19 protein-coding genes are annotated in these 20363 nt (G+C 69.2%); 6 read left to right on the top strand and 13 right to left on the bottom strand.

Going from position 1 to position 20363, the window contains the following annotated elements:
• Positions 1-81 precede the first annotated feature (81 nt).
• The 6 genes from ACSGC5_RS00320 to ACSGC5_RS00295 all read right to left on the bottom strand — a co-directional run bounded on the left by ACSGC5_RS00320 (position 82) and on the right by ACSGC5_RS00295 (position 6051).
• A complete protein-coding gene (locus ACSGC5_RS00320; RefSeq protein WP_434968638.1) occupies positions 82-1257 on the bottom strand; it encodes a thiolase family protein in 1176 nt (391 codons plus the stop codon).
• Positions 1254-2438 carry a bifunctional 2-methylcitrate synthase/citrate synthase gene (locus ACSGC5_RS00315; RefSeq protein WP_434968637.1) on the bottom strand — a complete coding sequence of 395 codons (1185 nt, stop codon included), beginning with the start codon at positions 2436-2438 and terminating at the stop codon, positions 1254-1256. Before ACSGC5_RS00315 ends, ACSGC5_RS00320 begins: the two co-directional genes overlap by 4 nt.
• A gap of 61 nt (positions 2439-2499) precedes the next feature.
• Positions 2500-3402, bottom strand: coding sequence for a methylisocitrate lyase (gene prpB / locus ACSGC5_RS00310; protein ID WP_434968636.1), 903 nt, complete (start codon positions 3400-3402; stop codon positions 2500-2502).
• Positions 3402-4928, bottom strand: a complete 1527-nt coding sequence (locus ACSGC5_RS00305) for an MmgE/PrpD family protein (protein WP_434968635.1) — start codon at positions 4926-4928, stop codon at positions 3402-3404. The genes prpB and ACSGC5_RS00305 overlap by 1 nt, the downstream gene beginning before the upstream one ends.
• Positions 4925-5575 carry a GntR family transcriptional regulator gene (locus ACSGC5_RS00300; RefSeq protein ID WP_434968634.1) on the bottom strand — a complete coding sequence of 217 codons (651 nt, stop codon included), beginning with the start codon at positions 5573-5575 and terminating at the stop codon, positions 4925-4927. The genes ACSGC5_RS00305 and ACSGC5_RS00300 overlap by 4 nt, the downstream gene beginning before the upstream one ends.
• 104 nt (positions 5576-5679) lie before the next feature.
• A complete protein-coding gene (locus ACSGC5_RS00295) occupies positions 5680-6051 on the bottom strand; it encodes a VOC family protein (RefSeq protein WP_434968633.1) in 372 nt (123 codons plus the stop codon).
• Positions 6052-6177: 126 nt separating this feature from the next.
• On the opposite strand from ACSGC5_RS00295, the gene ACSGC5_RS00290 reads away from it, so the two are divergent.
• Complete coding sequence (locus ACSGC5_RS00290) at positions 6178-7014, top strand: hypothetical protein (protein WP_434968632.1); 837 nt, start codon at positions 6178-6180, stop codon at positions 7012-7014.
• On the opposite strand, the gene ACSGC5_RS00285 is transcribed toward ACSGC5_RS00290, so the two are convergent.
• On the bottom strand, positions 6971-7468 hold the full coding sequence (locus ACSGC5_RS00285) for an NUDIX domain-containing protein (protein WP_434968631.1): 498 nt from the start codon (positions 7466-7468) through the stop codon (positions 6971-6973). The genes ACSGC5_RS00290 and ACSGC5_RS00285 overlap by 44 nt on opposite strands.
• Positions 7456-9432, bottom strand: a complete 1977-nt coding sequence (locus tag ACSGC5_RS00280) for an ABC1 kinase family protein (protein WP_434968630.1) — start codon at positions 9430-9432, stop codon at positions 7456-7458. The genes ACSGC5_RS00285 and ACSGC5_RS00280 overlap by 13 nt, the downstream gene beginning before the upstream one ends.
• A gap of 134 nt (positions 9433-9566) precedes the next feature.
• Between ACSGC5_RS00280 and ACSGC5_RS00275 the strand changes: the two genes are divergently transcribed.
• The gene (locus tag ACSGC5_RS00275; RefSeq protein ID WP_434968629.1) at positions 9567-11102 is read left to right on the top strand and encodes a carboxylesterase/lipase family protein; all 1536 of its coding nucleotides are present in this window, start codon (positions 9567-9569) and stop codon (positions 11100-11102) included.
• Between the two features lie 7 nt (positions 11103-11109).
• Here the strand turns inward: ACSGC5_RS00275 and ACSGC5_RS00270 are convergent, their stop codons facing one another.
• Positions 11110-12120, bottom strand: coding sequence for an aldo/keto reductase family protein (locus ACSGC5_RS00270; protein ID WP_434968628.1), 1011 nt, complete (start codon positions 12118-12120; stop codon positions 11110-11112).
• Between the two features lie 75 nt (positions 12121-12195).
• On the opposite strand from ACSGC5_RS00270, the gene ACSGC5_RS00265 reads away from it, so the two are divergent.
• On the top strand, positions 12196-13626 hold the full coding sequence (locus ACSGC5_RS00265) for a carboxylesterase/lipase family protein (RefSeq protein WP_434968627.1): 1431 nt from the start codon (positions 12196-12198) through the stop codon (positions 13624-13626).
• Positions 13627-13631: 5 nt separating this feature from the next.
• Here ACSGC5_RS00265 and rlmN read toward each other — a convergent pair whose 3' ends face one another.
• Positions 13632-14948, bottom strand: a complete 1317-nt coding sequence (gene rlmN / locus ACSGC5_RS00260) for a 23S rRNA (adenine(2503)-C(2))-methyltransferase RlmN (protein WP_434968626.1) — start codon at positions 14946-14948, stop codon at positions 13632-13634.
• A gap of 108 nt (positions 14949-15056) precedes the next feature.
• On the opposite strand from rlmN, the gene ACSGC5_RS00255 reads away from it, so the two are divergent.
• Positions 15057-15533, top strand: a complete 477-nt coding sequence (locus ACSGC5_RS00255; protein WP_434968625.1) for a GNAT family N-acetyltransferase — start codon at positions 15057-15059, stop codon at positions 15531-15533.
• A gap of 42 nt (positions 15534-15575) precedes the next feature.
• Entirely contained in the window at positions 15576-16214 is a 639-nt protein-coding gene (locus tag ACSGC5_RS00250) for a LysE family translocator (protein WP_434968624.1), read from the top strand.
• A gap of 24 nt (positions 16215-16238) precedes the next feature.
• Here ACSGC5_RS00250 and ACSGC5_RS00245 read toward each other — a convergent pair whose 3' ends face one another.
• Positions 16239-17078 (bottom strand): SDR family oxidoreductase, encoded by an 840-nt coding sequence (locus tag ACSGC5_RS00245; RefSeq protein WP_434968623.1) that lies wholly within the window; start codon positions 17076-17078, stop codon positions 16239-16241.
• Complete coding sequence (locus ACSGC5_RS00240) at positions 17075-17890, bottom strand: enoyl-CoA hydratase/isomerase family protein (RefSeq protein WP_434968622.1); 816 nt, start codon at positions 17888-17890, stop codon at positions 17075-17077. The genes ACSGC5_RS00245 and ACSGC5_RS00240 overlap by 4 nt, the downstream gene beginning before the upstream one ends.
• A gap of 187 nt (positions 17891-18077) precedes the next feature.
• Here ACSGC5_RS00240 and ACSGC5_RS00235 point away from each other — a divergent pair, with 187 nt between their 5' ends.
• Complete coding sequence (locus tag ACSGC5_RS00235; RefSeq protein WP_434968621.1) at positions 18078-19514, top strand: LssY C-terminal domain-containing protein; 1437 nt, start codon at positions 18078-18080, stop codon at positions 19512-19514.
• 28 nt (positions 19515-19542) lie between these two features.
• Here ACSGC5_RS00235 and ACSGC5_RS00230 read toward each other — a convergent pair whose 3' ends face one another.
• Positions 19543-20307 carry an SDR family NAD(P)-dependent oxidoreductase gene (locus tag ACSGC5_RS00230; RefSeq protein WP_434968620.1) on the bottom strand — a complete coding sequence of 255 codons (765 nt, stop codon included), beginning with the start codon at positions 20305-20307 and terminating at the stop codon, positions 19543-19545.
• Positions 20308-20363: the final 56 nt, after the last annotated feature.

The following is a 20363-nucleotide window of genomic DNA, read 5'->3' as shown; positions in this document are numbered from 1 at the left end:
CTGCTGCGCGACACTGCGTGGGGTCAGCCCGCGTTGATCCTGCCTATAGCACGAGCGCGATGCCAACCGGTTGTAGGTGGGCTACAGCCGTTCGATGATGGTGGCGTTGGCCATCCCGCCACCCTCGCACATCGTCTGCAGCCCGTAGCGTCCGCCGGTGTGCTCGAGGTAGGCGACGAGGGTTCCGAGGAGCCGTGTGCCGGAGGCGCCCACGGCGTGGCCCAGTGCGATCGCTCCGCCCCACGGATTGAGCTTGGCCGGGTCGGCCTCCAGCTCGCGCAGCCACGCGAGGGGAACGGATGCGAACGCCTCATTCACCTCGTACGCATCCAGGTCCTCGATCGACAGGCCGGTGCGTTCCAGAATGCGGCGCGTCGCGGGGATCGGCGCGGTGAGCATCATGACCGGATCGTCGCCGACCACGGCGAACGCGTGAAACCGCGCCCGAGGGGTGAGTCCCAGCGCGTGGGCACGGTCCTCGCTCATGATGAGGGCGGCCGAGGCGGCATCCGTCAGCGGTGAGGAGTTTCCGGCCGTGATCTGCCAGCGGAGGTCGGGAAAGCGCTCGACCAGATCGTCGGCACGGAAGGCGGGCGAGAGTCCGGCGAGCTGGTCGACCGTCGTCGCGGGGCGGATGGTCTCGTCGGTCTCGACAAGGCCGTCGGGAGTGCGCACCGGCAGCAGGTCGGATGCGAACCGGCCGGCCGACGCGGCCTCGGCTGCCCGCCGATGCGACCGCGCTGCGTACGCGTCGAGCTCCGCCCGCGTGAGGCCCCACCGCTGGGCGATGAGTTCCGCCGAGACGCCCTGGTTCACGAGTCCGTCGGGATAGCGACGCTGGATGCCGTCAGCACTCGCGCCACCCGTGCCCGATGAGCCCAGCGGAACGCGGCTCATGGACTCCACCCCCGCCGCGATGACGACGTCGTATGCCCCGGCGATGATGCCCTGGGCGGCGAAGTGGACGGCTTGCTGACTCGAACCGCACTGCCGATCGATCGTGGCGGCCGGCACGGTCTCATCGAACCCGGCCGCCAGGACCGCCTGGCGCGCGATGTTGGCGGCCTGATCGCCGGTCTGACTGACGCACCCCATGAGGACGTCATCCACCTGACGCGAATCGAGCCCGTTGCGCTCGAGGAGTGCGCTCAGCGTGCCCGCCGCGAGGTCGACGGGATGAACACGTGAGAGGGCGCCGCCGGGCTTGCCTCGCCCGGAGGGCGTCCGGACGACGTCGACGATGACGGCTGCGGTCATTCTGCGGCTTCTTCGGGTCGTTCCCGCACATCGATCGCCGAGGTGTCGGGCACATAGCCTTCGACGTGGCGCTCGTCGTGACCGGTGTAGGCGGAGAGTGGACGGATGAGGGCGTTCGAGGCCTGCTGCTCCATGATGTGCGCCGTCCAGCCCGTGACGCGTGCGGCCACGAACAGGGGCGTGAAGGTCAGGGTGTCGAAACCGATCAGGCTGTACGCGGGCCCCGACGGATAGTCGAGGTTCGGATAGATGCCCTTGCGCGCGATGAACTCCGACTCGAGCGCGTCATAGAGCGCCGCGACGTCCGGCCGGTCATAGTGGGCAACGAGGGTGTCCAGCGCCGCCTTCATCGTGGGAACCCGCGAGTCACCGCGCTTGTACACCCGGTGGCCGAAGCCCATGATCTTGCGCTTCTGCGCGAGCGCGGTGTCGAGCCACGCGGTGACATTCTCGGCGGAGCCGATCTCGTCGAAGATGTGCAGCACGGCCTCGTTCGCCCCACCGTGCAGCGGGCCCTTCAGCGCGCCGATCGCCCCGACAACGGCGGAGTAGAGGTCGCTCATGGTGGAGGTGATGACCCGTGCCGTGAAGGTCGACGCGTTGAACGAGTGCTCGGCGTAGAGGATCAGCGACCGGTTGAACGCGTCGACGACGACCTCGTCGTGCTCCTCACCGAAGGTCATCCACAGGAAGTTGGCGGCGTAGTCAAGGTCCTCACGCGGTGCGACCGGGTCCAGGCCCCGGCGGCGGCGCTGCCCGTAGGCGACGATCGCCGGCAATGCGGCGAACAGACGGATGCTGCGCTGAAGGTTCTCTTCAGGGCTTGCGGTGTCGAGCACCGACGCGGAGCCGCGCGTGTCGTTGGCGCCGATGACGCTGACGGCGGTGCGCACCTCGTCCATGGGGTGCGCACCGAGGGGAAGCAGGTCGATCGCCGCCTTGACGTTGTCGGCGAGGGCGCGATGCGCGCGCTCGGTGTCGCGCAGGGAAGCCAGCTGGGCATCCGTCGGCAACTCCCCTTGCCACAGCAGGTACGCCACGGCGTCGAACGGCTGCGTGGCCGCGAGCTCCTGAACGGGATAGCCGCGATAGAGCAGGCTGTTCGTTTCGGGATTGACCTTGCTGACAGCTGTGACGTCGGCGATGACGCCGACGAGGCCCTTGCGGATGTCTTCGGTCACGGGATGCTCCTTTGCAATGTGTCGGTGCGCCTGGCCCGTCTGCCCGGACTCGGCTGACTGATCAGGATCGGTCGACGGAGAAGGTGTAGATGTTCGTGTCGAAGCGGCTGTAGCTCTCGTAGTCGATCAGCTCGTAGAGATCGGCACGGTGCTGCATCTGATCCAGCTGGCCGGTCAGGCTCCCGTCGTCGATCAGGGTGTCCAGCGCCCGCTCGGCCGCCCCCATCGCCATCCGCAGCAGCGAAACGGGCCAGATGACGATGTTCATGCCGACGTCGCGGAGCTGGTCCACCGTGAACAGGTCGCTCTTGCCGAACTCGGTCATGTTCGCCAGCAGGGGCACGTCGATCGCGGCGCGCATCGCCTCGAACTCCGACAGGTCGCGCATCGCCTCGGGGAAGATCGCGTCGGCCCCGGCATCCACGAGGGCCTTCGCGCGGTCGATGGCGGCATCCAGCCCCTCGACGGCGCGGATGTCGGTGCGCGCCATGATGAGGAAGTCGGGGTCGCGGCGGGCCTCGACGGCGGCGCGGATGCGTTTGATCGCCGTGTCGGCGTCGACCACCGACTTCCCGTCAAGATGACCGCACCGCTTGGGGTTGACCTGATCCTCGATGTGGGCGCCCGAGACTCCGGCATCCTCGAGCGTCTGGATCGTGCGGGCGACGTTCATCGGCTCACCGAAGCCCGTGTCGGCGTCGATGAGCGTCGGCAGATTCGTGACGCGGGCGATCTGGGCGCCGCGCCCGGCGACCTCGGTCGCGGTGGTGAGGCCGATGTCGGGGAGCCCGAGGTCGGCCGAGAGTACCGCACCCGAGACATAGACGCCCTCGAACCCCTTGCGCTCGATCAGCTGCGCAGAGAGGGGGTTGAACGCACCGGGAAAGCGCAGCAGCTCCCCCGACGCGAGGCGTTCGCGCAGCGCGCGGCGCTTGTCGGCGGCTGGTGCTGTCGCAGACAGCATCAGAACAGACCCTTGGGGGCCGGGGCAGAGGCCAGGATGCCGAACGTCGCGACGATGTTGAGCTGTCCCACCTCGATGGCCGAGAGCTCCGGAAGGCGCTGCGCGAGGTCGAGAAAGCGCTCGATCTCCTCAGGCCTCAGCACCGGCTCGGCAAGCAGCCGGAACTTGCGGATGTAGTCCTCGCGGGCGAACGGCCGGGCCCCGAGCGGATGCGCGTCGGCGACGGCGATCTCGTCGACGAGCGTCGTCCCATCGGTCAGCGTGATCTCGACCCGACCACCAAAGGCCTTCTCGTCCGGGTCCTCGGAGTGGTAGCGGCGCGTCCACTCGGCATCCTCGGCGGTCGTGATCTTGTGCCACAGCTCGACGGTGTCGGGTCGCGCCGCTCTCTCGGGCAGGTATGAGTCGACATGGTGCCACGCGCCGTCCTGCAGGGCGACCGCGAAGATGTAGGGGATCGAGTGGTCGAGGGTCTCGCGGGAGGCGTGCGGGTCGTACTTCTGGGGGTCGTTCGCGCCCGACCCGATGACGTAGTGGGTGTGGTGGCTGGTGTGCAGCACGATGCTCGCGATGTTCGCGGGGTCGCGCAGGTCGGGCCGCTCGGTGCCGAGCCGGCGGGCGAGGTCGATCCACGCCTGCGCCTGGTACTCCGCCGAGTGCTCTTTCGTGTACGAGTCGAGGATCGCCCGCTTGGGCTCTCCCGGCCCGGGAAGCGGCACGTCGTACGCGGCATCCTTGCCATCGAGCATCCAGGCGATGACCCCGTCTTCTCCCTCGTAGATGGGGCTCGGGCTGGTCTCGCCGCGCATCGCGCGGTCCACGGCCTCGACCGCCATCTTCCCGGCGAAGGCCGGGGCGTGGGCCTTCCAGGTCGAGATCTCGCCCTTGCGGGACTGGCGGGTTGCGGTCGTCGTGTGCAGCGCCTGCCCCACCGCCTGGTAGATCGTCTCGGCATCCAGGCCCAGCAGCGTGCCGATGCCGGCGGCAGCCGACGGGCCGAGGTGGGCGACGTGGTCGATTTTGTGCTTGTGGAGCGAGATCGCCCGCACGAGGTCCATCTGGATCTCGTAGCCGGTGGCGATCCCGCGAACGAGCGCTGCACCGTCGGTACCGACGTGCTGCGCGACGGCAAGGATCGGCGGGATGTTGTCACCCGGATGCGAGTACTCGGCCGCCAGGAACGTGTCGTGGTAGTCGAGCTCTCGCACCGCGACCCCGTTAGCCCACGCCGCCCACTCGGGGCTCGTACGCCGCTCGTTCGCGCAGCCGAAGACGGTGGCTCCCGCGCCGCTGACCGAGACCGCGTGGTCGAGCGCCTGCTGGCGGGCCGCGCTCACGGGTCGTCGGGTGAGGGATGCCGCGGCAACTGACGCGTTGTCGATGACGCGGTTGATGATCATGTCGACGACTTCGGGCTCGACGGGCACCGGATCGGCAGCGACCTCGGCAATGTGCCAGGCGAGCTGGCCCTCGCGGGGGAGGTTCTCGTCGCTGCGGTGGACGCGGACGTGGTGCGTGATGGTCATGCTGCTCCGGGTTCGGTGCGGGCCTCCGAGAGAGAGGCGAGGATGCTGGTGAGGGCATTGTGCAGATGCACGTGAGTCGCGTGGGCGGCAAGGTCGGGGTCCTGAGCGGCGATCGCGGCGGCGATGAGACGGTGCTCACCGACGGATGCACTCAGCCGCGTCGGGTTCTCGCGCGCGAGACGGCGGACTCGGACCAGGTGTGTCCGGATCGTGCGGAGTGCCGAGCTCAGATAGGCGTTGTCGACAGCGGCATCGAGTGCCGCCTCGAACCGGGAGATCAGCTCGTAGTAGCGCTCCCGCCCCTCGCCCCGCAGTGACGTGCGGTCGAACTCAGCGGCGAGCGCAGCGAACTCGGCGGGGTCGGCTCGCGTCGCGGCGATCCGCGCCGCCGCCTCCTCGAGGGCGCGGCGGAACTCGAAGAGGGCGCGGATGTCGTCGGCATCCACGTCGGAGACAACCGTCACCCGAGGCGACTGCTGCACGACGAGCCCGTCCGCCGCGAGGCGCGCGATCGCCTCGCGCAGCGGGGTCCGGCTCACCCCCAGGCGTGCGGCCTGCTCGACCTCGCCCAGAACAGCGCCGGCCGGGAGGACGCCGTGCTGGATCTCCGTGAGGAGCATGCGGTACGCACGATCGCTCGCCCTCATCGGCGCCTCCCGTCTCTTGTATACACAAAGTAGCACTCGGTGTGACTAGCGCACACTTCTCGGCTCTTGCGTATACAAAGAGGACGCAACGGGTGACGAAGGCGCTAGCCCTCGGTCGCGCCCGGCGCGCCCTCGTACAGGCCGATCACGTTTCCTTCGGGGTCCGTGATCACCGCCCACCAGCTCGCGTCGTCGATCGGCTGTTTGGGGAGCAGGATCGAGCCGCCGGCATCCGTCGCGGCCGCCAGAGTCTCGTCGATCGAGTCGACCTCGACGTACGATCGCGGCTGCGTGAACCCCTCGCTCCGCGGGGCGAGTCCGCCGCCACTGATCTGGTTGGGTGCCTGCCACATGGGGTAGCCCTCGAATCCGGGGAGCTCCCGAATCTGCCAGCCGAAGAGCCGTTCGTAGAACTGCGTCGCGGCCTTCATGTCCGCAACCGGAATATCGATGTGGGTGATGTCTCCGTGAGCCATGGCGTCCTCCTCCGTGAGCGCTGCGTCGCGGGCCGCGCGACGCAGCCAGTCTGATCCGTGCGGGGGCCGGCGACAAGAGGACTCGTCACACCGGATGTCCGGACTGTGCCGTGCAACGATGAAGCGATGAATGCGGAGGCCGAGGCTGAACTGCGTGCGCTCCGGGCCCGGGCGTACGGCCCGGACGCGGACATCCTCAGCGATCCCGCGGCGTACGAGCGGCTCCAACAGCTCGAGGCGGACGCGCGACGCGAGCAGGAACCGGATGTCGCGGACGGGGCACCGCCTGCGCCCGTGTCGACGCCGTCAGCGCAGACCGACCTGGCCGGGCAGGCCGCGCCGGCCCGGCCAGCGGATGAGCCATCGGAAATCGACTCTGCGGCCGACCCCGGGCGTCCAGAGCGGGCGGTGTCGTCGCCTCTGACGCGGACGCCGCCGCTCGCGCGAGCCCTCTGGATCGTGTCGATCGCCGCCGCCGCGACGCTCGCGGCATCCGTCACCTGGGCGCTTGCATCGATTCCGGTGATCTCCGACCAGACCGGCGCACGACAGGTCGCCGCACTGGAGCCCGACCCGTCTGTCGAGGCGCCGCCGTTCTTCGGGGATCCCTCGCAGCAGTCCGCCGGCTACCGGTTCGCCGGGTTCACCGTGACGAGGGTTCTCAACAGCACGTATGGCCCAGGCGGTGAGTGCCTCGTGATCTTCACGACCGATCAGCGCGATCAGGACCCAGAGTCCTTCTCGGGGAACCTGTACTCCGGCTGCGGTACGGGAACGTTCCCCGCGATCGTCGCGGTACCGCTCGCTGCGGATGCCCCCGCAGAGGCGCTCGAACGCTTCGGCGAGGGCACCGAGCTGCAGTTCATACTGGTCGGCGATCGGGTAGGTGTCTACTCGGATGCGGAACTGACCCCACCGCTCACCCGACCGCGCGACCACCGAGCACGGCAGCCAACGCCGTGAGCACGGGCCGCTGTGAGGCGGTGAGCTTCTCGGCGGCGGCAGCCGGCGGCAGCCAGGCGATGCGATCGACCTCCGGAAAACGCGCGCGCCGACCCGACCCCGGCGGCCACTCGAGCTCGAACTCACCGAACACGAGATCGGAGAGATCGAGGGCGGAGCCGTCGACCGCGTAGACGGTGATGACCTTGCGGGCAGCGGGGAAGGATCCGAGCTCGATCGGCTCGCCGGCGGGAGGCTCCACACCGAGTTCCTCGCGGAACTCCCGCCGCGCGGCCTCGAGCGCAGACTCCACCGCGGGGTCGAACTCTCCCTTGGGGATCGTCCACGCTCCCGCATCCTTGCGCTGCCAGAACGGCCCACCCATATGGGCGATCAAGACCTCGAACGACGTCGGGGGATGGTCCGACGACGAGAGGCGGCGATAGGCCAGCAGGCCCGCACTCAGGGTGACCACGAACTGTCACCGCCGCGACGGCGCAGAGCTGTGCGCAAACTGCGCACCAGCAGCAGGAGACCGCCGAGGCCCACGACGCTGCCCAGGAACGGGAACAGCGGCACATCGTCGGTCAGCGGCGGACCGCCGGATGAGATCGCGAGGGCGATTCCGGTCGCCAACAGCGTGACCCCGACGATCGTGCTCGTCACCTGACCCAGCAGTCCCTCGATCCACCGCCGCTCCCCCGTTCCCTCGAACGAGCGCAGGCGCACCGAGAAGGTGCCTGCCTCGAGCGAGCGCGAGATGTTCTCGATGCGACGCGGCACACGGCGTACCTGTTCCAGCGCGAGCGCGAGCTGCGTCTGCGCCGACAGGGCAGCGGTCCGCAGCGACAGCATGCTGCGAGCGAAGTGCGGTGCGCGCGTGAGCGCCTGACCGACCATGTCGTAGCCCGGCGCGACCCGACGAAGGCTTCCTTCGAGCGAACCGAGCGTCCGGAACACCAGGAGCAGCGACGGCGGCAGCGCCAGCCGGTGATGGCGCAAGGTGTCCAGAAGGAGCCGGAAGACATCCTCACCGGCGGGCGCGTTGCGAACACGCGTGATGATGGCGCCGATGTCCCGCTGGAGAGCTGCCTGATCGACGCCGCTCGGATCGGGCTCGCACAGCAGGAGCACGATATCGGTCGCGGCCCGGTCGTCGTCGGCGGCGATCGCGGTCAGCAGCGGCACAAGGAGCCGCCGCATGCTCGCCTCCAGCACGCCCACAGCACCGAAGTCGATGAGCGCGACAGCCCCGTCGTCGCACAGAATCAGGTTCCCCGGGTGAAGGTCGGCGTGGAACACCCCGCGCACCGCGATCTGCTCGAACACGGCGTCGAGTACGCCGTCGGCAAGCGCACGAGCGTCGCCGGGCTCGAGCGCTCCCGGGGGGAGCTTGCCGAAGGGCAGGCCGTCGATGCGCTCCTGGACGATCATCCGCTGCGTGCACAACTCTCGGAACGTCTCGGGGATGCGCAGCGGCATCGCGTGAGTCTTCGCGATGGCCCCGCGCAGCATCTCAGCGTTTGCCACCTCGACGCGGTAGTCCAGCTCCTCGGTCAGCGCACGAGAGAACTCGGTGACCAGAGCCACTGCGCCGTAGTCGGCTGCCCAGTCGGTGCGCCGCTCGGCATCGCGCGCCAGGCGCTCGAGTATGTCGAGATCCGTGGTGACCTGTGCGCGCGCCGACGGACGCTGGATCTTCACGACGACGCGCTCGCCCGAGACGAGGGTCGCCGCGTGCACCTGGGCAACGGATGCGGCAGCCAGGGGCTCCGGCTCGATCGACGCGAAGACGTCGGCGATCGGTCGCCCCAGCTCCGCACGGATCGCCGCCTCGGCATCCGACCACGGGATCGGCGTGGAGTCCATCTGCAGCGTGGCCAGCGCATCGATGAGATCCCGGGGCAGCACATCCTCCCGGGTGGACAGCACCTGTCCGAGCTTCACGAATGTGACGCCCGCCTCGGCGAGGGCTGCGACCAGCGCCTGCGGAAGCGCGTCGCGCGCTGCATGCGAGCGGCCGCGGTACATCCCGAGACCGTGACGGGAGGCGATCGCAACGATCTGCGCATAACGCCGCGCGCGATCGCGCCGCCGGAACGCGTCGCGCACCATCGTGACGGGATTCCCGAGGGGGCGACTGGGCCACAGGAACTCCAGCGTGACCAACACGATCACGACCACGGCGAAGATCCAGCCCAGAACGAGAGCGACGAACGCGAGCACGATCGGGCTGTCGACGAGCACCCGGTCCCCGTCGATGACGTCGGTCTGCTCGAACACCCAGCCGGTCAGCGGAAGCGACCCGAGAAAGACGACCGCGGAGGTCACGAGCGCTCGGATCCACCCGATCTGCGCGTCAAGGAGCCGTCTGCTGACCCATGCCGAGAGCATGGCGAAGGCGACCGTGAGCAGAAGAACAGCGAGCCATACCGGCATGCCCCGATTGTGTCAGGCGGGGCTCCGGCGCGCATGGTCCGATGCCGCGAGCCCTGGGGTGTCCACCTCGACCGTCTACGCTGTGTCGCGACGCCGTGCCGCCGCGGCGGTTCTGACCGGCCCGGGAGAGACCGATGGAAGAGACGACCGTTGCTGCAGCGCCCGCGGGGCGCTTCGCCGGCGAAGCACTGAACGACCGGATGCGGGTCTGGCGCGGCATCCGGTACGCGCAGGCCCCCACGGGCGATGCGCGATGGCGGGACCCGGTCGCTGCCCCACCAGCGCCCGCCGACACGGTGGTCGAGGCCACCCGGTTCGGCGCGATTGCGCCGCAGAAGGCGAACCCCGCCATGGATCTCGGACCCGATCCCCAGATGTCGGAGGACTGCCTGTTCCTCAACATCTGGAGCGCAGCGGATGCCGACAGTCCGGCGCCGGTCATGGTGTGGTTGCATGGCGGCGCATATACCTTCGGCTCCAGCAGCCAGCCCGTCTACGACGGCGAATCTCTTGCCGCGCACGGCGTCGTGGTGGTGACGATCAACTACCGGATCGGAGCCCTCGGGTTCCTCGACCTGTCGAGCGTGTCCGGCCCGGACCATCCGTTCGACGGCAACCTGGCTCTCAAGGACGTGCTGCTCGCGCTGCGCTGGGTGCAGCGCAACATCGCCGCGTTCGGAGGCGACCCGGAGCGGGTCACCGTCTTCGGCGAGTCCGCCGGCGCGGGACTGGTCACCACGCTTCTGGCAGTCCCCAGCGCGGAGGGCCTGTTCTCGCGGGCGATCGCGGAATCCTCGCCGGTCTCGAGTGTGTACGACGCGGCGCGGGCCGCGAGCGTCACGGAACTGTTCCTCGCGGCCGTGGGGCAAACGGATGCCGCGACGCTGCGATCCCTGCCGGCCGACGCGATCGTCGAGGCGGGTATGACGGTGTTCGCTCAGGTGCCCGCGCAGCATCCGGGTACCATCGCGTTCGGTCCTGTCATCGACGGCGAGCTCCTCCCCGAGGCTCCCGCGACGGTCCTGGCCGAGGGTCGCGGGCTGCCGGTACCGCTGCTGATCGGCACCAACAAGGACGAGGCTTCGCTGTTCCGGATGATGAAATCGCCCCTCATGCCGATCCGGGAGGAGCAGATCGAGCAGATGCTCGCCGAGCTCGGGACCGAGCGACCGGGGGTCGACCTGCCGTCGATGGCGCAGGTACTCACGGCCTACGAGGGAGTTCGTCACCACGCCGTCGGGCTGGGCATCGCGCGCGACATCGGATTTCGGATGCCGACCCTGTGGGCCGCCGAAGGCCACTCGGACGCCGCGCCGGTGTGGCTGTACCGGTTCGACCACGCGACTCCCATGCTGCACCTCCTGCGGATCGGCGCGACGCACGCGACCGAGCTCCCGTACGTGTGGGGGACGTTCGGGCGCCGCGCGCACGACCTCACCTTCCGGCTGGGCGGTCGCCACGAGGCCGAACGGATCTCAGCCCGGATGCAACAGCGCTGGACCGCATTCGCCAGAGGGGAGGCTCCGAACGCCGACGGCGGCGTGGCGTGGCCCCCGTTCGACAGGAACGGTCGGGCGACGCTCGTGATCGAGGCCGAGGACCGTGTGGTCGCCGACCTCGATCTGGAGCTGCGTGCAGGCTGGGGTGACGAGGTCCTCGCCTTCCCCTGAGCCGGGACTACGAGCGGGTCTTCGGCGAGGACTCCTCGGTCAGTGCCGGGTCGGTCACGGCGACCGAGCCCAGGGCCTGGTCGATGGCTGCCATGGTGTCGGCATCCAGCACCACACCCGAAGCCTTGACGGTGTCCTCGAGCTGCTCCGGTCGCGATGCTCCGACGAGGGCTGCCGAGACATTGGGGTTCTGCAGCACCCACGCGATCGCGAGCTGCGGCAGAGTGAGCCCGGCCTGCTCGGCGATCGGATGCAGCTTCTGCACGGCCTCGAGGACGTCATCGGTCATGAAGCGCTTGATGAACCCGGCGCCGCTCTTCTCATCCGTCGCCCGGGAACCGGCAGGCGCCGGCTGGCCGGGACGGTACTTGCCGCTGAGCACTCCCTGCGCCATCGGCGACCAGACGATCTGCGAAATCCCGAGCTCGTGAGAGGTCGGGATCACCTTCCCCTCGATGACCCGCCACAGGGCGGAGTACTGCGGCTGGTTCGAGACGAGCTGGATGCCCAGCTCGGTGGCCAGCTCGTGCCCGGCGCGCAACTGCTCGGCCGTCCACTCGCTGACGCCGATGTAGAGCGCCTTGCCGTGGCGTACGACGTCGGCGAAGGCCTGCATCGTCTCCTCCAACGGCGTCTCGTAGTCGTACCGGTGGGCTTGGTAGAGGTCGACGTAGTCGGTACCGAGTCGGCGGAGCGACCCGTTGATGCCGTCCATGATGTGCTTGCGCGAGAGCCCGGAGTCGTTGGCGCCGGCGGGCCCGATGGGCCAGTACACCTTCGTGAAGATCTCCAGGGACTCCCGACGCTGACCCTTCAGCGCCTCGCCCAGGACCTCTTCGGCGACCGTGTTGGCGTACACGTCTGCGGTGTCGAAGCTCGTGATGCCGAGATCCAGTGCGCGGTGGACGGTGGCGATCGCGGCGTCGTTCTCGACCTGGGACCCGTGGGTGATCCAGTTTCCGTAGGTGATCTCCGTGACCTTGAAGCCGCTGTTGCCGAGGTAGCGATAGTTGACCATTGCTCCACGCTAGCTCCCGTCGCGTGGCACGGGCGCGCAGATCCATGTCGAGGCTCTCGCCGTAGGCTGATTCCCGTGGGCACGGAGGCATGCGAGGTCACGGTCGGCACGGGCAGGCTGCGCGGTACGACGACGGACGGCATCCGTCGCTTCGCCGGGGTGCCGTACGCCCAGCCGCCCTTCGGTCCGCGCCGGTTCCACCTGCCGCAGCCCGTGACCGCCTGGGAGGGGGTCCGCGACGCAGAGACGTTCGGCCCGCCCGCACCGCAGGATCCCTATCGCGGGCCGATCGGCGAGCTCCTCCCGAGTCTTGTCGCCGATGGCCGCGCCCAGGACATCCTGACCCTCAACGTGTGGTCGCCAGAGGATGCCCGCGCACTCCCCGTGGTCGTGTGGATCCACGGCGGCGCCTTCGAGCGCGGCGGATCCGCGCTCGAAGGATACGACGGCACGACCTTCGCCCGTGACGACGTCGTGTTCGTGTCGGTCAACTACCGGCTCGGCTCCGAGGGATTCTCCGTGCTCGAGGATGCCCCCCGAAATCTCGGCCTGGAGGATGTGGCAGCCGCCCTGCGGTGGACGCACGCCGAGATCGCCGCGTTCGGGGGCGATCCTGACCGCATCACCGTGATGGGCGAGTCCGCGGGTGGAGCACTGGCCGCCGCGCTCCTGTGTCGCGACGACACCCGGCCACTCATCGCCGGGGGGATCGTCCAGTCCGGTCCCCTCACCGCCGCTGAGCCCGAGCGCGCCGGGCGCGTCACCCGGGCGATCGCGAAGCGACTCGGTATCTCCGCCACCCGTGACGCGTTCGCGGCAGTACCGCCCGCCGAGCTCCTCGCCGCCCGCGCAGCGCAGGCTGCGGGGAGCTCGCCGCTGCGGGGCGCCCCGGGATTCGTCCTCGCGCGAGATGACGCGAGCCTTCCCCGAGCGCCGCGCGATGCGCTGACGTCCGTCGACGTGCCGCTGGTGATCGGAACCAACACCGACGAGTACCGCCTGTGGTTCAGTCCCGCCTCCCTCGCGACGATCACGACCTGGCAGGCCCGGCTCGCCCGCCTCGCCCTGCGGGTGCCCCGCGCAGCTGCCCGCGCCTACCGGCGCCTCTTTCCGGACCAGAACGAGGGCGAGCGGCTGGGCCAGGCCCTCACCGACGCCATGCTGCGCGTGCCGATGGTGCAGGCGGCATCTCGCCGCAGCGCGCCCACATTCGTGTACGAGTTCGCATGGTCGAGCCCCGTGCGAGACCTCCGCGCCGCGCACGCCGTCGAACTCGGCTTCGTGTTCGACGGCCTCGACGGTGACGACAGTCAAGCGCTCGCCGGCGAGGCGGCTCCGCAGTCGCTCGCCGACGACATGCACGATGCGTGGATGCGCATGATCCGCGACGGGAACCCCGGGTGGCCGGCATTCGGGCACGACCGGCTCGTCCGCGTGTTCGATGCGCCATCGCGCACAGCTGTGCTCCCCCGCGCCGACGCGGTGGACGCGTACCCCGGATCCTGACCGGTCTACGCCTGCGCGGCGGCTGCCTCGTCGTCCTCGGTCGCGACCAGCTGACCGCAGGCACCGTCGATCTCACTGCCGCGGGTATCGCGGAGGGTGGTGGGAATGCCTGCCGCGTTCAGGCGGCGGACGAACTCGTTCTGCACAGCCACCTCGGATGCCGTCCAGATCGAACCGGGCGTCGGATTGAGGGGAATCGGGTTGACGTGCACCCACCCGCGTCCGCGTTCGTTGAGCTTCTGCGCGAGAAGGTCCGCCCGCCACGCGTGATCGTTCATGTCCTTGATGAGGGCGTATTCGATCGAGACCCGGCGCCCGGTCCGTTCGAAGTAGCCCCGCGCCGCGTCGAGCGCCTCGTCGACCTTCCAGCGGGAGTTCACGGGGATGAGCTCGTCGCGCAGTTCATCGTCGGGCGCGTGCAGCGAAAGAGCGAAGGTGACGGGGATGTCCTCTGCCGCGAGCTTGGTGATGGCGGGGACGAGGCCGACCGTGGACACGGTGATGCCCCGGGCACTCATTCCCATGCCGTGCTTCTTGTCCGTCATCACCCGCACCGCCTGCATGACGCGCGCGTAGTTGGCGAGGGGCTCACCCATCCCCATGAAGACGATGTTCGACACGCGCTCCAGAGAGAGATCGGTGCGTCGCTTGCCGCCCAGTTCACCGCGGGCGATGACCTGGTTGGCGCGCACGACCTGATCCACGATCTCGGCCGCCGACATGTTGCGGGTCAGTCCCGCCTGGCCGGTGGCGCAGAACGGGCAATTCATACCGCATCCTGCCTGGCTGGACACGCAGAGCGTGATGCGGCCCGGGTATCGCATCAGCACGGACTCCACGAGCGCACCGTCGTGCAGCTTCCAGAGGAACTTGATCGTGTCCCCCTTGTCGGTGTCCAGGCGCCGCACTTCGGTCAGCAGGGGCGGCAGCAGCCCCGAGACGAGCTCGTCTCGACCTGCCGCCGGCAGATCGGTCATCTCGGCGGGGTCGCTCGTCCATCGGGTGAAGTAGTGGCGCTCGATCTGCCCCGCGCGAAAGCCCGGCAGGCCGAGCTCCTTCGCCTTCTCGACGCGCTGCTCGGGAGTGAGGTCGGCAAGGTGCACGGGAGGCTTGCCGCGCTTGGGGCTCGCGAACTGCAGGAGCGGGCGGCCCTCGGCATCCTTCTTCTGCTGCCATCCTTCTGTCTTCGGGCGCACCTGCGGTACGCCGGAGGCCGCGGGCGCTGTCTTCGGGCGCACCCGCGGGGCACCGGGATCCGCGGGCGCTGTCTTCGGGCGCACGTGCGGCGCACCGGATGAGGTGGGAGGAAGTGCGCGAGCCATGCCTCCAGAGTAGGCGAGCTGACAGCCGACGCCCCCGGGCCCGGGTCTGTCTCGCGCGCAGCGTCAACCCCTTGCCCACCCTCGACCCCCGGCCGCTACCGTGAACTCGTGCCCCGCGACGACCTCGACATCCGCCCGATCGCACCCGACGACGCGGGCGAGGTTCTCACCCTTCAGCGCGCGGCTTTCGTGCAGGAGGCGCTCATCTACGGCACTCCCCACATGCCACCGCTGACGCAGACCCTCGACGAGATCACGGCCGAGCTGGGAGAGAATCTCGGCTGCGTCGCGCTGCGCGGATCCCGCATCGTCGGTGCCGTGCGCGCTCGGCAGGACGGATCGCTCCTGCTCATCGGCAGGCTCGCGATCGCTCCCGACCAGCAGGGCGGGGGGATCGGCACGGCGCTGCTGGATGCCGTCGAACGACGGGGCATGGATGCGGGAGCCACCGTCGCCGAGTTGTTCACCGGTTCGTTGTCGGAGGCGAACCTGCGCCTGTACCAGCGACAGGGATACGCCGAGAGCGAGCGCGTACCCGGCGATGGCGGCATCGAGCAAGTGTTCTTGCGCAAACCGCTTCGCTGACCGAGTCGTCATCCGTGGGACGCCGGCGACTATCGTGTGGTGGTGGTCCCCCTCGAGAACCTGCTCGCTTTCACCCTCGCGGCGCTCGTTCTCATCGTCATCCCAGGGCCCAGCGTGCTCTTCACGATCGGCCGCAGTCTCGCGCTGGGACGCATGGGCGGATTGCTCAGCGTGCTGGGAAACGCTCTCGGCCTGCTGCCGATCGTCGCGCTCGTCGCGATCGGCGTCGGGGGCTTCATCGCCCAGTCGGTCGTGCTGTTCACGATCGTGAAGATCGCGGGGGCGGGTTACCTCGTCTTCCTCGGGATCCAGGCGATCCGGCATCGGGGCCGGGCGGCGGCTCTCGCGCTCGAGGGCGCCGCGGCCAGCTCCCCCTGGCGCCAACTGGCCGAGGGCTTCGTCGTCGGAGTCACCAACCCGAAGACGATCGCGTTCTTCGTCGCCGTACTCCCCCAGTTCGTCGACGTCGGCGCGGGTGCCGTGCCGTTGCAGATGATCGAGCTCGGCCTCATCTTCTTCGCGATCGCGCTGGTCTCCGACGGCGCCTGGGCACTGATCGCCGCCGCTGCCCGCGCGTGGTTCGGCCGCTCACCGCGGCGCATGGCGACACTTTCGGCGGTCGGCGGCTCGCTCATGATCGTGCTGGGCGGCATCCTGCTGCTGACCGGAAGTACACACTGACACCGGTCACTGCCACGTCGGCGATCAGTCGAGAAAGATGTCGGGGAACAGCTGATCGTCGGGGGTTCCGGGAACTGCCGCGTAACGAGAGAAGTCTGTGACACCGGCCTGTTCCAGGACATCCTCGACGATCAGCGTCTGGCCCGTGTACTCCCGCGAGGGCTTCGTGATCACCTCGTAGGCGGCATCCGCATAGATCTGCGGAGTGCGACTGGCCTTCATCATCTGGTCACCGCCGAGCGCGAACTGCACAGCAGCCGTGGCGATCGTCGTGCGCGGCCACAGCGTGTTCGCGGCGATCCCGTCCCGGGCGAACTCGGCTCCGATGCCGAGCGTCGCCATCGTCATCCCATACTTCGCGAGCGTGTAGCCCGTGTGACCACCCAGCCACCGCGGCGACAGGTTCAGCGGCGGGGACAACGACAGGATGTGAGGGTTGTGCGCCTCACGCAGAATCGGAACTGCCGCACGCGAGAGCATGAAGGTGCCGCGCGTATTGACGTCCTGCATGAGGTCGTACTTCTTGGCGGAAAGATCCACCGATCCCGACAGGTCGATCACGCTCGCGTTGTTGACCACGACGTCGATGCCGCCGAACTCGCCCTGGGTCTTCAGCACGGCCTCGGTGATGTCGTCGTCGTTGCGCACGTCTCCGACGAGGGGAAGCGCCCGCCCGCCGGCAGCCTCAATCGCCTCCGCTGCCGTGTGCACAGTCCCCTCGAGCTTGGGGTGCGGCGCGTCGGTCTTCGCGAGGATCGCGACGTTCGCCCCGTCTGCGGCGCAGCGCAAGGCGATGGCGAGCCCGATCCCCCGGCTCCCACCCGACAGGAGGACGGTCTTTCCGGCGAGCTTCTTCTCGGTCATTCTGCGTCCTTTCGGGAGCCGGCACCGTGCTTCGGGCTGCGGGATGCCGCCACGAACGCGGCGATGCGAGTGCGTGCCTCGTGCGTCGCGAACTGCTCGCCGATCGTGTGCGCCTCGTCTTCGAGGTTCTGCGCGAACGCGCGGCCTGGTCCCAGACGCACGAGCCGCTTCGCCTCTCCGAACGCGGCAACGGCCCCGGACTGCCAGAACTCGGCGACACCTCGGGCGCGGGCTGCCACATCCGCGGCGGGAACCACCTCGTTCACGAGGCCCCAGTCGAGCGCCTCGTCCGCCGAGAGGCTGCGGTCCTGCAGGAGCAGGGTCAGCGCCCGGCGCTGGCCAACCGCCGCGGGAAGCAGCGTCGAGACCCCGAGATCGGGCGTGAGACCGATGTTGGCGTACTTGCTGACGAAGCGCGCGGCGTCAGACGCGACGATGTAGTCCGCGCAGAGCATGATCCCGAGCCCGCCTCCGGCTACCGCGCCCTGCACCGCCGCGACGATGGGCGTGGACGAGCACACCAGGGTGAGGATCCCCTCGTGGATGGTCCGGGCCATCGCGGTCACCGCGTCACCTGCCGAGCCATCACCGGGGTCGGCCTCCGACATCGCGACGACATCGCCGCCGGCGCAGAACGCGGGTCCGGCGGCATCGAGCAGGATCGCCGTCACGGTCGGGTCACCAGCCAGTTGCACGGCGATATCCCGCCACCGCTGCCCCATCTCGAAGTCGACGGCGTTCAAGCGTGCCGGACGGTTCAGCGTCACGTGCGCGAGGCCGTCCTCGACCTCGACCAGGATGGACTCGCTCATCTCGGCCTCCTTGCTCCACACGAGGGTGCGGCCTGACGGCGTTCCCCTTCGAAACCTCCCGTCACTCTACTCTGCGTGATCTGAGCCGGGATCCGCAGTCCCAACGCCGGCGACACGGAGTCTCACGGTCGGATGTCGACCGCGGCGGCGCGCTCATCGGCTCGACCGGCGGTTGTAGGGTGGCGGCGTGACGGACGAACGGCGCCGCAGCTACTCGATCGGAGTGGCGCTGGACTGGTTCTTCTTCGTCTTCGCCGGCATCGCGGCGCTCTGGCTGGCGTATCTGAGCTTCACCGAGTCTTTCCGCGTCGGCTGGTGGGGACTGCTCGGCGCGATCGTGTTCTGGGTGCTGCTGGCCTATCTCGTTCTGCCGCGCATCCACCGCATCCTCACGACGATCTATGTGCCCGGCTACTTCATCGGGCGCACGCGCACCAGCGACGGTCTCCTCGGAGATCCGGTCAACCTCGCGTTCATGGGCGATGAGGCCGCCATCCATGAGGCGATGCGAAAAGCGGGCTGGACTCTGGCCGACCCCGTGACGCTGCGCTCGTCCATCCGGATCGTGACCTCGACCCTGCGCCGCCGCAGCTACCACGAAGCACCTGTCAGTCCGCTGTTCCTGTTCGGACGGATGCAGGACTTCGCGTACCAGCAGGAAGTCGCCGGAAACCCCGCGCAGCGCCACCATGTCCGGTTCTGGCGCTGCCCTGACGACTGGCCGCTCCCCGGAGGTCGCCGCGTGGAGTGGCTCGCGGCCGGCACCTTCGACAGCGCCGTCGGGCTCTCGCTGTTCACGCTCCAGGTCACCCATCGCATCGACGCAGACACCGACGTGGAACGCGATCACATCGTCAGTTCGCTCCTGGCCGCCGATCCGACGATCCGTGTCGAGGTCATCGAGGACTTCTCGACGAGCTACCACTCCCGCAACGGCGGCGGCGACTCGATCCGCACCGACGGAGACCTCCCCATCCTCGACCTCCGACCTGCCGCGGCGATGGCGGTGACCGACGGGGCAGTCACGGTAGAGGACCGCCGTGCGGAGCCCGCGGTGCGCCGTGTTGCAGCAAGCGCGGCGGCGACGGCCACCGAGGCGCCTCCGGTCGCGCCGCGAAAGCGCGCGGCGTTCGAACCGCCGACGTCGCTGTTCGCTCCCCTGAACCGGGACCCTCACATGCGCCGACCCGCCACGATCACGACGGGAACCTTGCTGCTCCTGCTGCGAGTCCTCGCGGGCGTGATCATGATCGCGGGGCTGTGGCTTGAGTGGCCGGACCTCATGGACAGTGCCGAGCTCGCGCTGGGCGACGACATGCTCACGGCTGAGGAAGAGCAGTTCGCCCTCTGGCTCGTCGTGGCCCTGATGGCGGTGAGCCTTGCCGTGCAGCTGGGCGTGCTGCTCTCACTGTGGTGGGGTCGCAACTGGGCGCGTCTGACCGTCATGGTCTTCGCCGTCATCTCGATCTCCACGGCGTTCACGACCTGGTTCCTTCGCGAGCAGGAGATCACCCTCCAGACATCGCTCCTCGCGGTCGGCCTCGATGTGCTGATCCTTCTGGCTCTTTCCAGCCGCAGCGCCGCCGCCTACTCACGCCGCCGCGAACGCAGACACCGGAGCTAGTCCTGCTCGGCGCGGACGCTCCGCCTGCTCAGCGCGGTGCCATGCGGATCGCGCCGTCGAGCCGAATGGTCTCGCCGTTGAGGTAGCCGTTTTCGACGATGGCCATCACGAGTGCGGCGTACTCCTCGGGCCGCCCTAGACGAGCCGGATAGGGGACCTGCTGCCCGAGGGAATCCTGTGCCGCCTGCGGCAACCCCGCGAGCATGGGCGTCTCCATGATGCCTGGCGCGATCGTCGCGACACGGATGGCGTGACGGGCCAGCTCCCGCGCGATCGGGAGCGTCATGGCGTGCACGCCGCCCTTGCTCGCGGCGTACCCCGGCTGCCCGATCTGACCATCGAAGGCGGCGACACTGGCGGTGTTGACGATCACGCCCCGATCGCCGGACTCGGCATCCGGATCGGTTCGCGCCATCGCGGCGGCAGCATGGGCGACGACGGTGTACGTGCCGACGAGATTCACGCGCACGATCCTCTCGAAGAGGTCGATCGACGCCGGCTCACCGTCCCGGTCCAGCACCTTGGCCGGGGTACCGATTCCCGCACAGTTCACCACGACCCGCAGCGGACCGGACGCCGCGGCCGTCGCCACGGCGTCTCGCACCTGTCGCGCGTCAGTGACATCCGCCGGAACGAAGGTGCCCCCCACACGCGCCGCGACGTCCGCGCCGGGCGAACCGGGCAGGTCGACAATCGTGACGAGCGCTCCGCCGTCGGCGAGCCGCTCGGCCGTCGCCGCACCCAGGCCGCTCGCACCACCGGTGACAAGGGCCGCCGCTGCGCTGATTCTCATCCGTCTCTCCTTCGAGCAGATCCTCCCCGCGCCCACCCTACGCGGCGGACCCGCCC

Origin of the sequence: Microbacterium sp. bgisy207, from assembly GCF_965345035.1 — a bacterium.
Taxonomy (GTDB): Bacteria; Actinomycetota; Actinomycetes; order Actinomycetales; family Microbacteriaceae; genus Microbacterium.
Note: the sequence above shows the minus strand (reverse complement) of the source record. Positions and strands in the feature narration are given on the sequence as shown.

Bases quoted from the DNA above. Each gene is read 5' to 3' on its own strand.
- ACSGC5_RS00320 (WP_434968638.1), bottom strand. From the start codon at position 1,257: ATGACCGCAGCCGTCATCGTCGACGTCGTCCGGACGCCCTCCGGGCGA.
- prpB (WP_434968636.1), bottom strand. From the start codon at position 3,402: ATGCTGTCTGCGACAGCACCAGCCGCCGACAAGCGCCGCGCGCTGCGC.
- ACSGC5_RS00305 (WP_434968635.1), bottom strand. From the start codon at position 4,928: ATGACCATCACGCACCACGTCCGCGTCCACCGCAGCGACGAGAACCTC.
- ACSGC5_RS00300 (WP_434968634.1), bottom strand. From the start codon at position 5,575: ATGAGGGCGAGCGATCGTGCGTACCGCATGCTCCTCACGGAGATCCAG.
- ACSGC5_RS00295 (WP_434968633.1), bottom strand. From the start codon at position 6,051: ATGGCTCACGGAGACATCACCCACATCGATATTCCGGTTGCGGACATG.
- ACSGC5_RS00290 (WP_434968632.1), top strand. From the start codon at position 6,178: ATGAATGCGGAGGCCGAGGCTGAACTGCGTGCGCTCCGGGCCCGGGCG.
- ACSGC5_RS00280 (WP_434968630.1), bottom strand. From the start codon at position 9,432: ATGCCGGTATGGCTCGCTGTTCTTCTGCTCACGGTCGCCTTCGCCATG.
- ACSGC5_RS00275 (WP_434968629.1), top strand. From the start codon at position 9,567: ATGGAAGAGACGACCGTTGCTGCAGCGCCCGCGGGGCGCTTCGCCGGC.
- ACSGC5_RS00270 (WP_434968628.1), bottom strand. From the start codon at position 12,120: ATGGTCAACTATCGCTACCTCGGCAACAGCGGCTTCAAGGTCACGGAG.
- rlmN (WP_434968626.1), bottom strand. From the start codon at position 14,948: ATGGCTCGCGCACTTCCTCCCACCTCATCCGGTGCGCCGCACGTGCGC.
- ACSGC5_RS00245 (WP_434968623.1), bottom strand. From the start codon at position 17,078: ATGACCGAGAAGAAGCTCGCCGGAAAGACCGTCCTCCTGTCGGGTGGG.
- ACSGC5_RS00240 (WP_434968622.1), bottom strand. From the start codon at position 17,890: ATGAGCGAGTCCATCCTGGTCGAGGTCGAGGACGGCCTCGCGCACGTG.
- ACSGC5_RS00230 (WP_434968620.1), bottom strand. From the start codon at position 20,307: ATGAGAATCAGCGCAGCGGCGGCCCTTGTCACCGGTGGTGCGAGCGGC.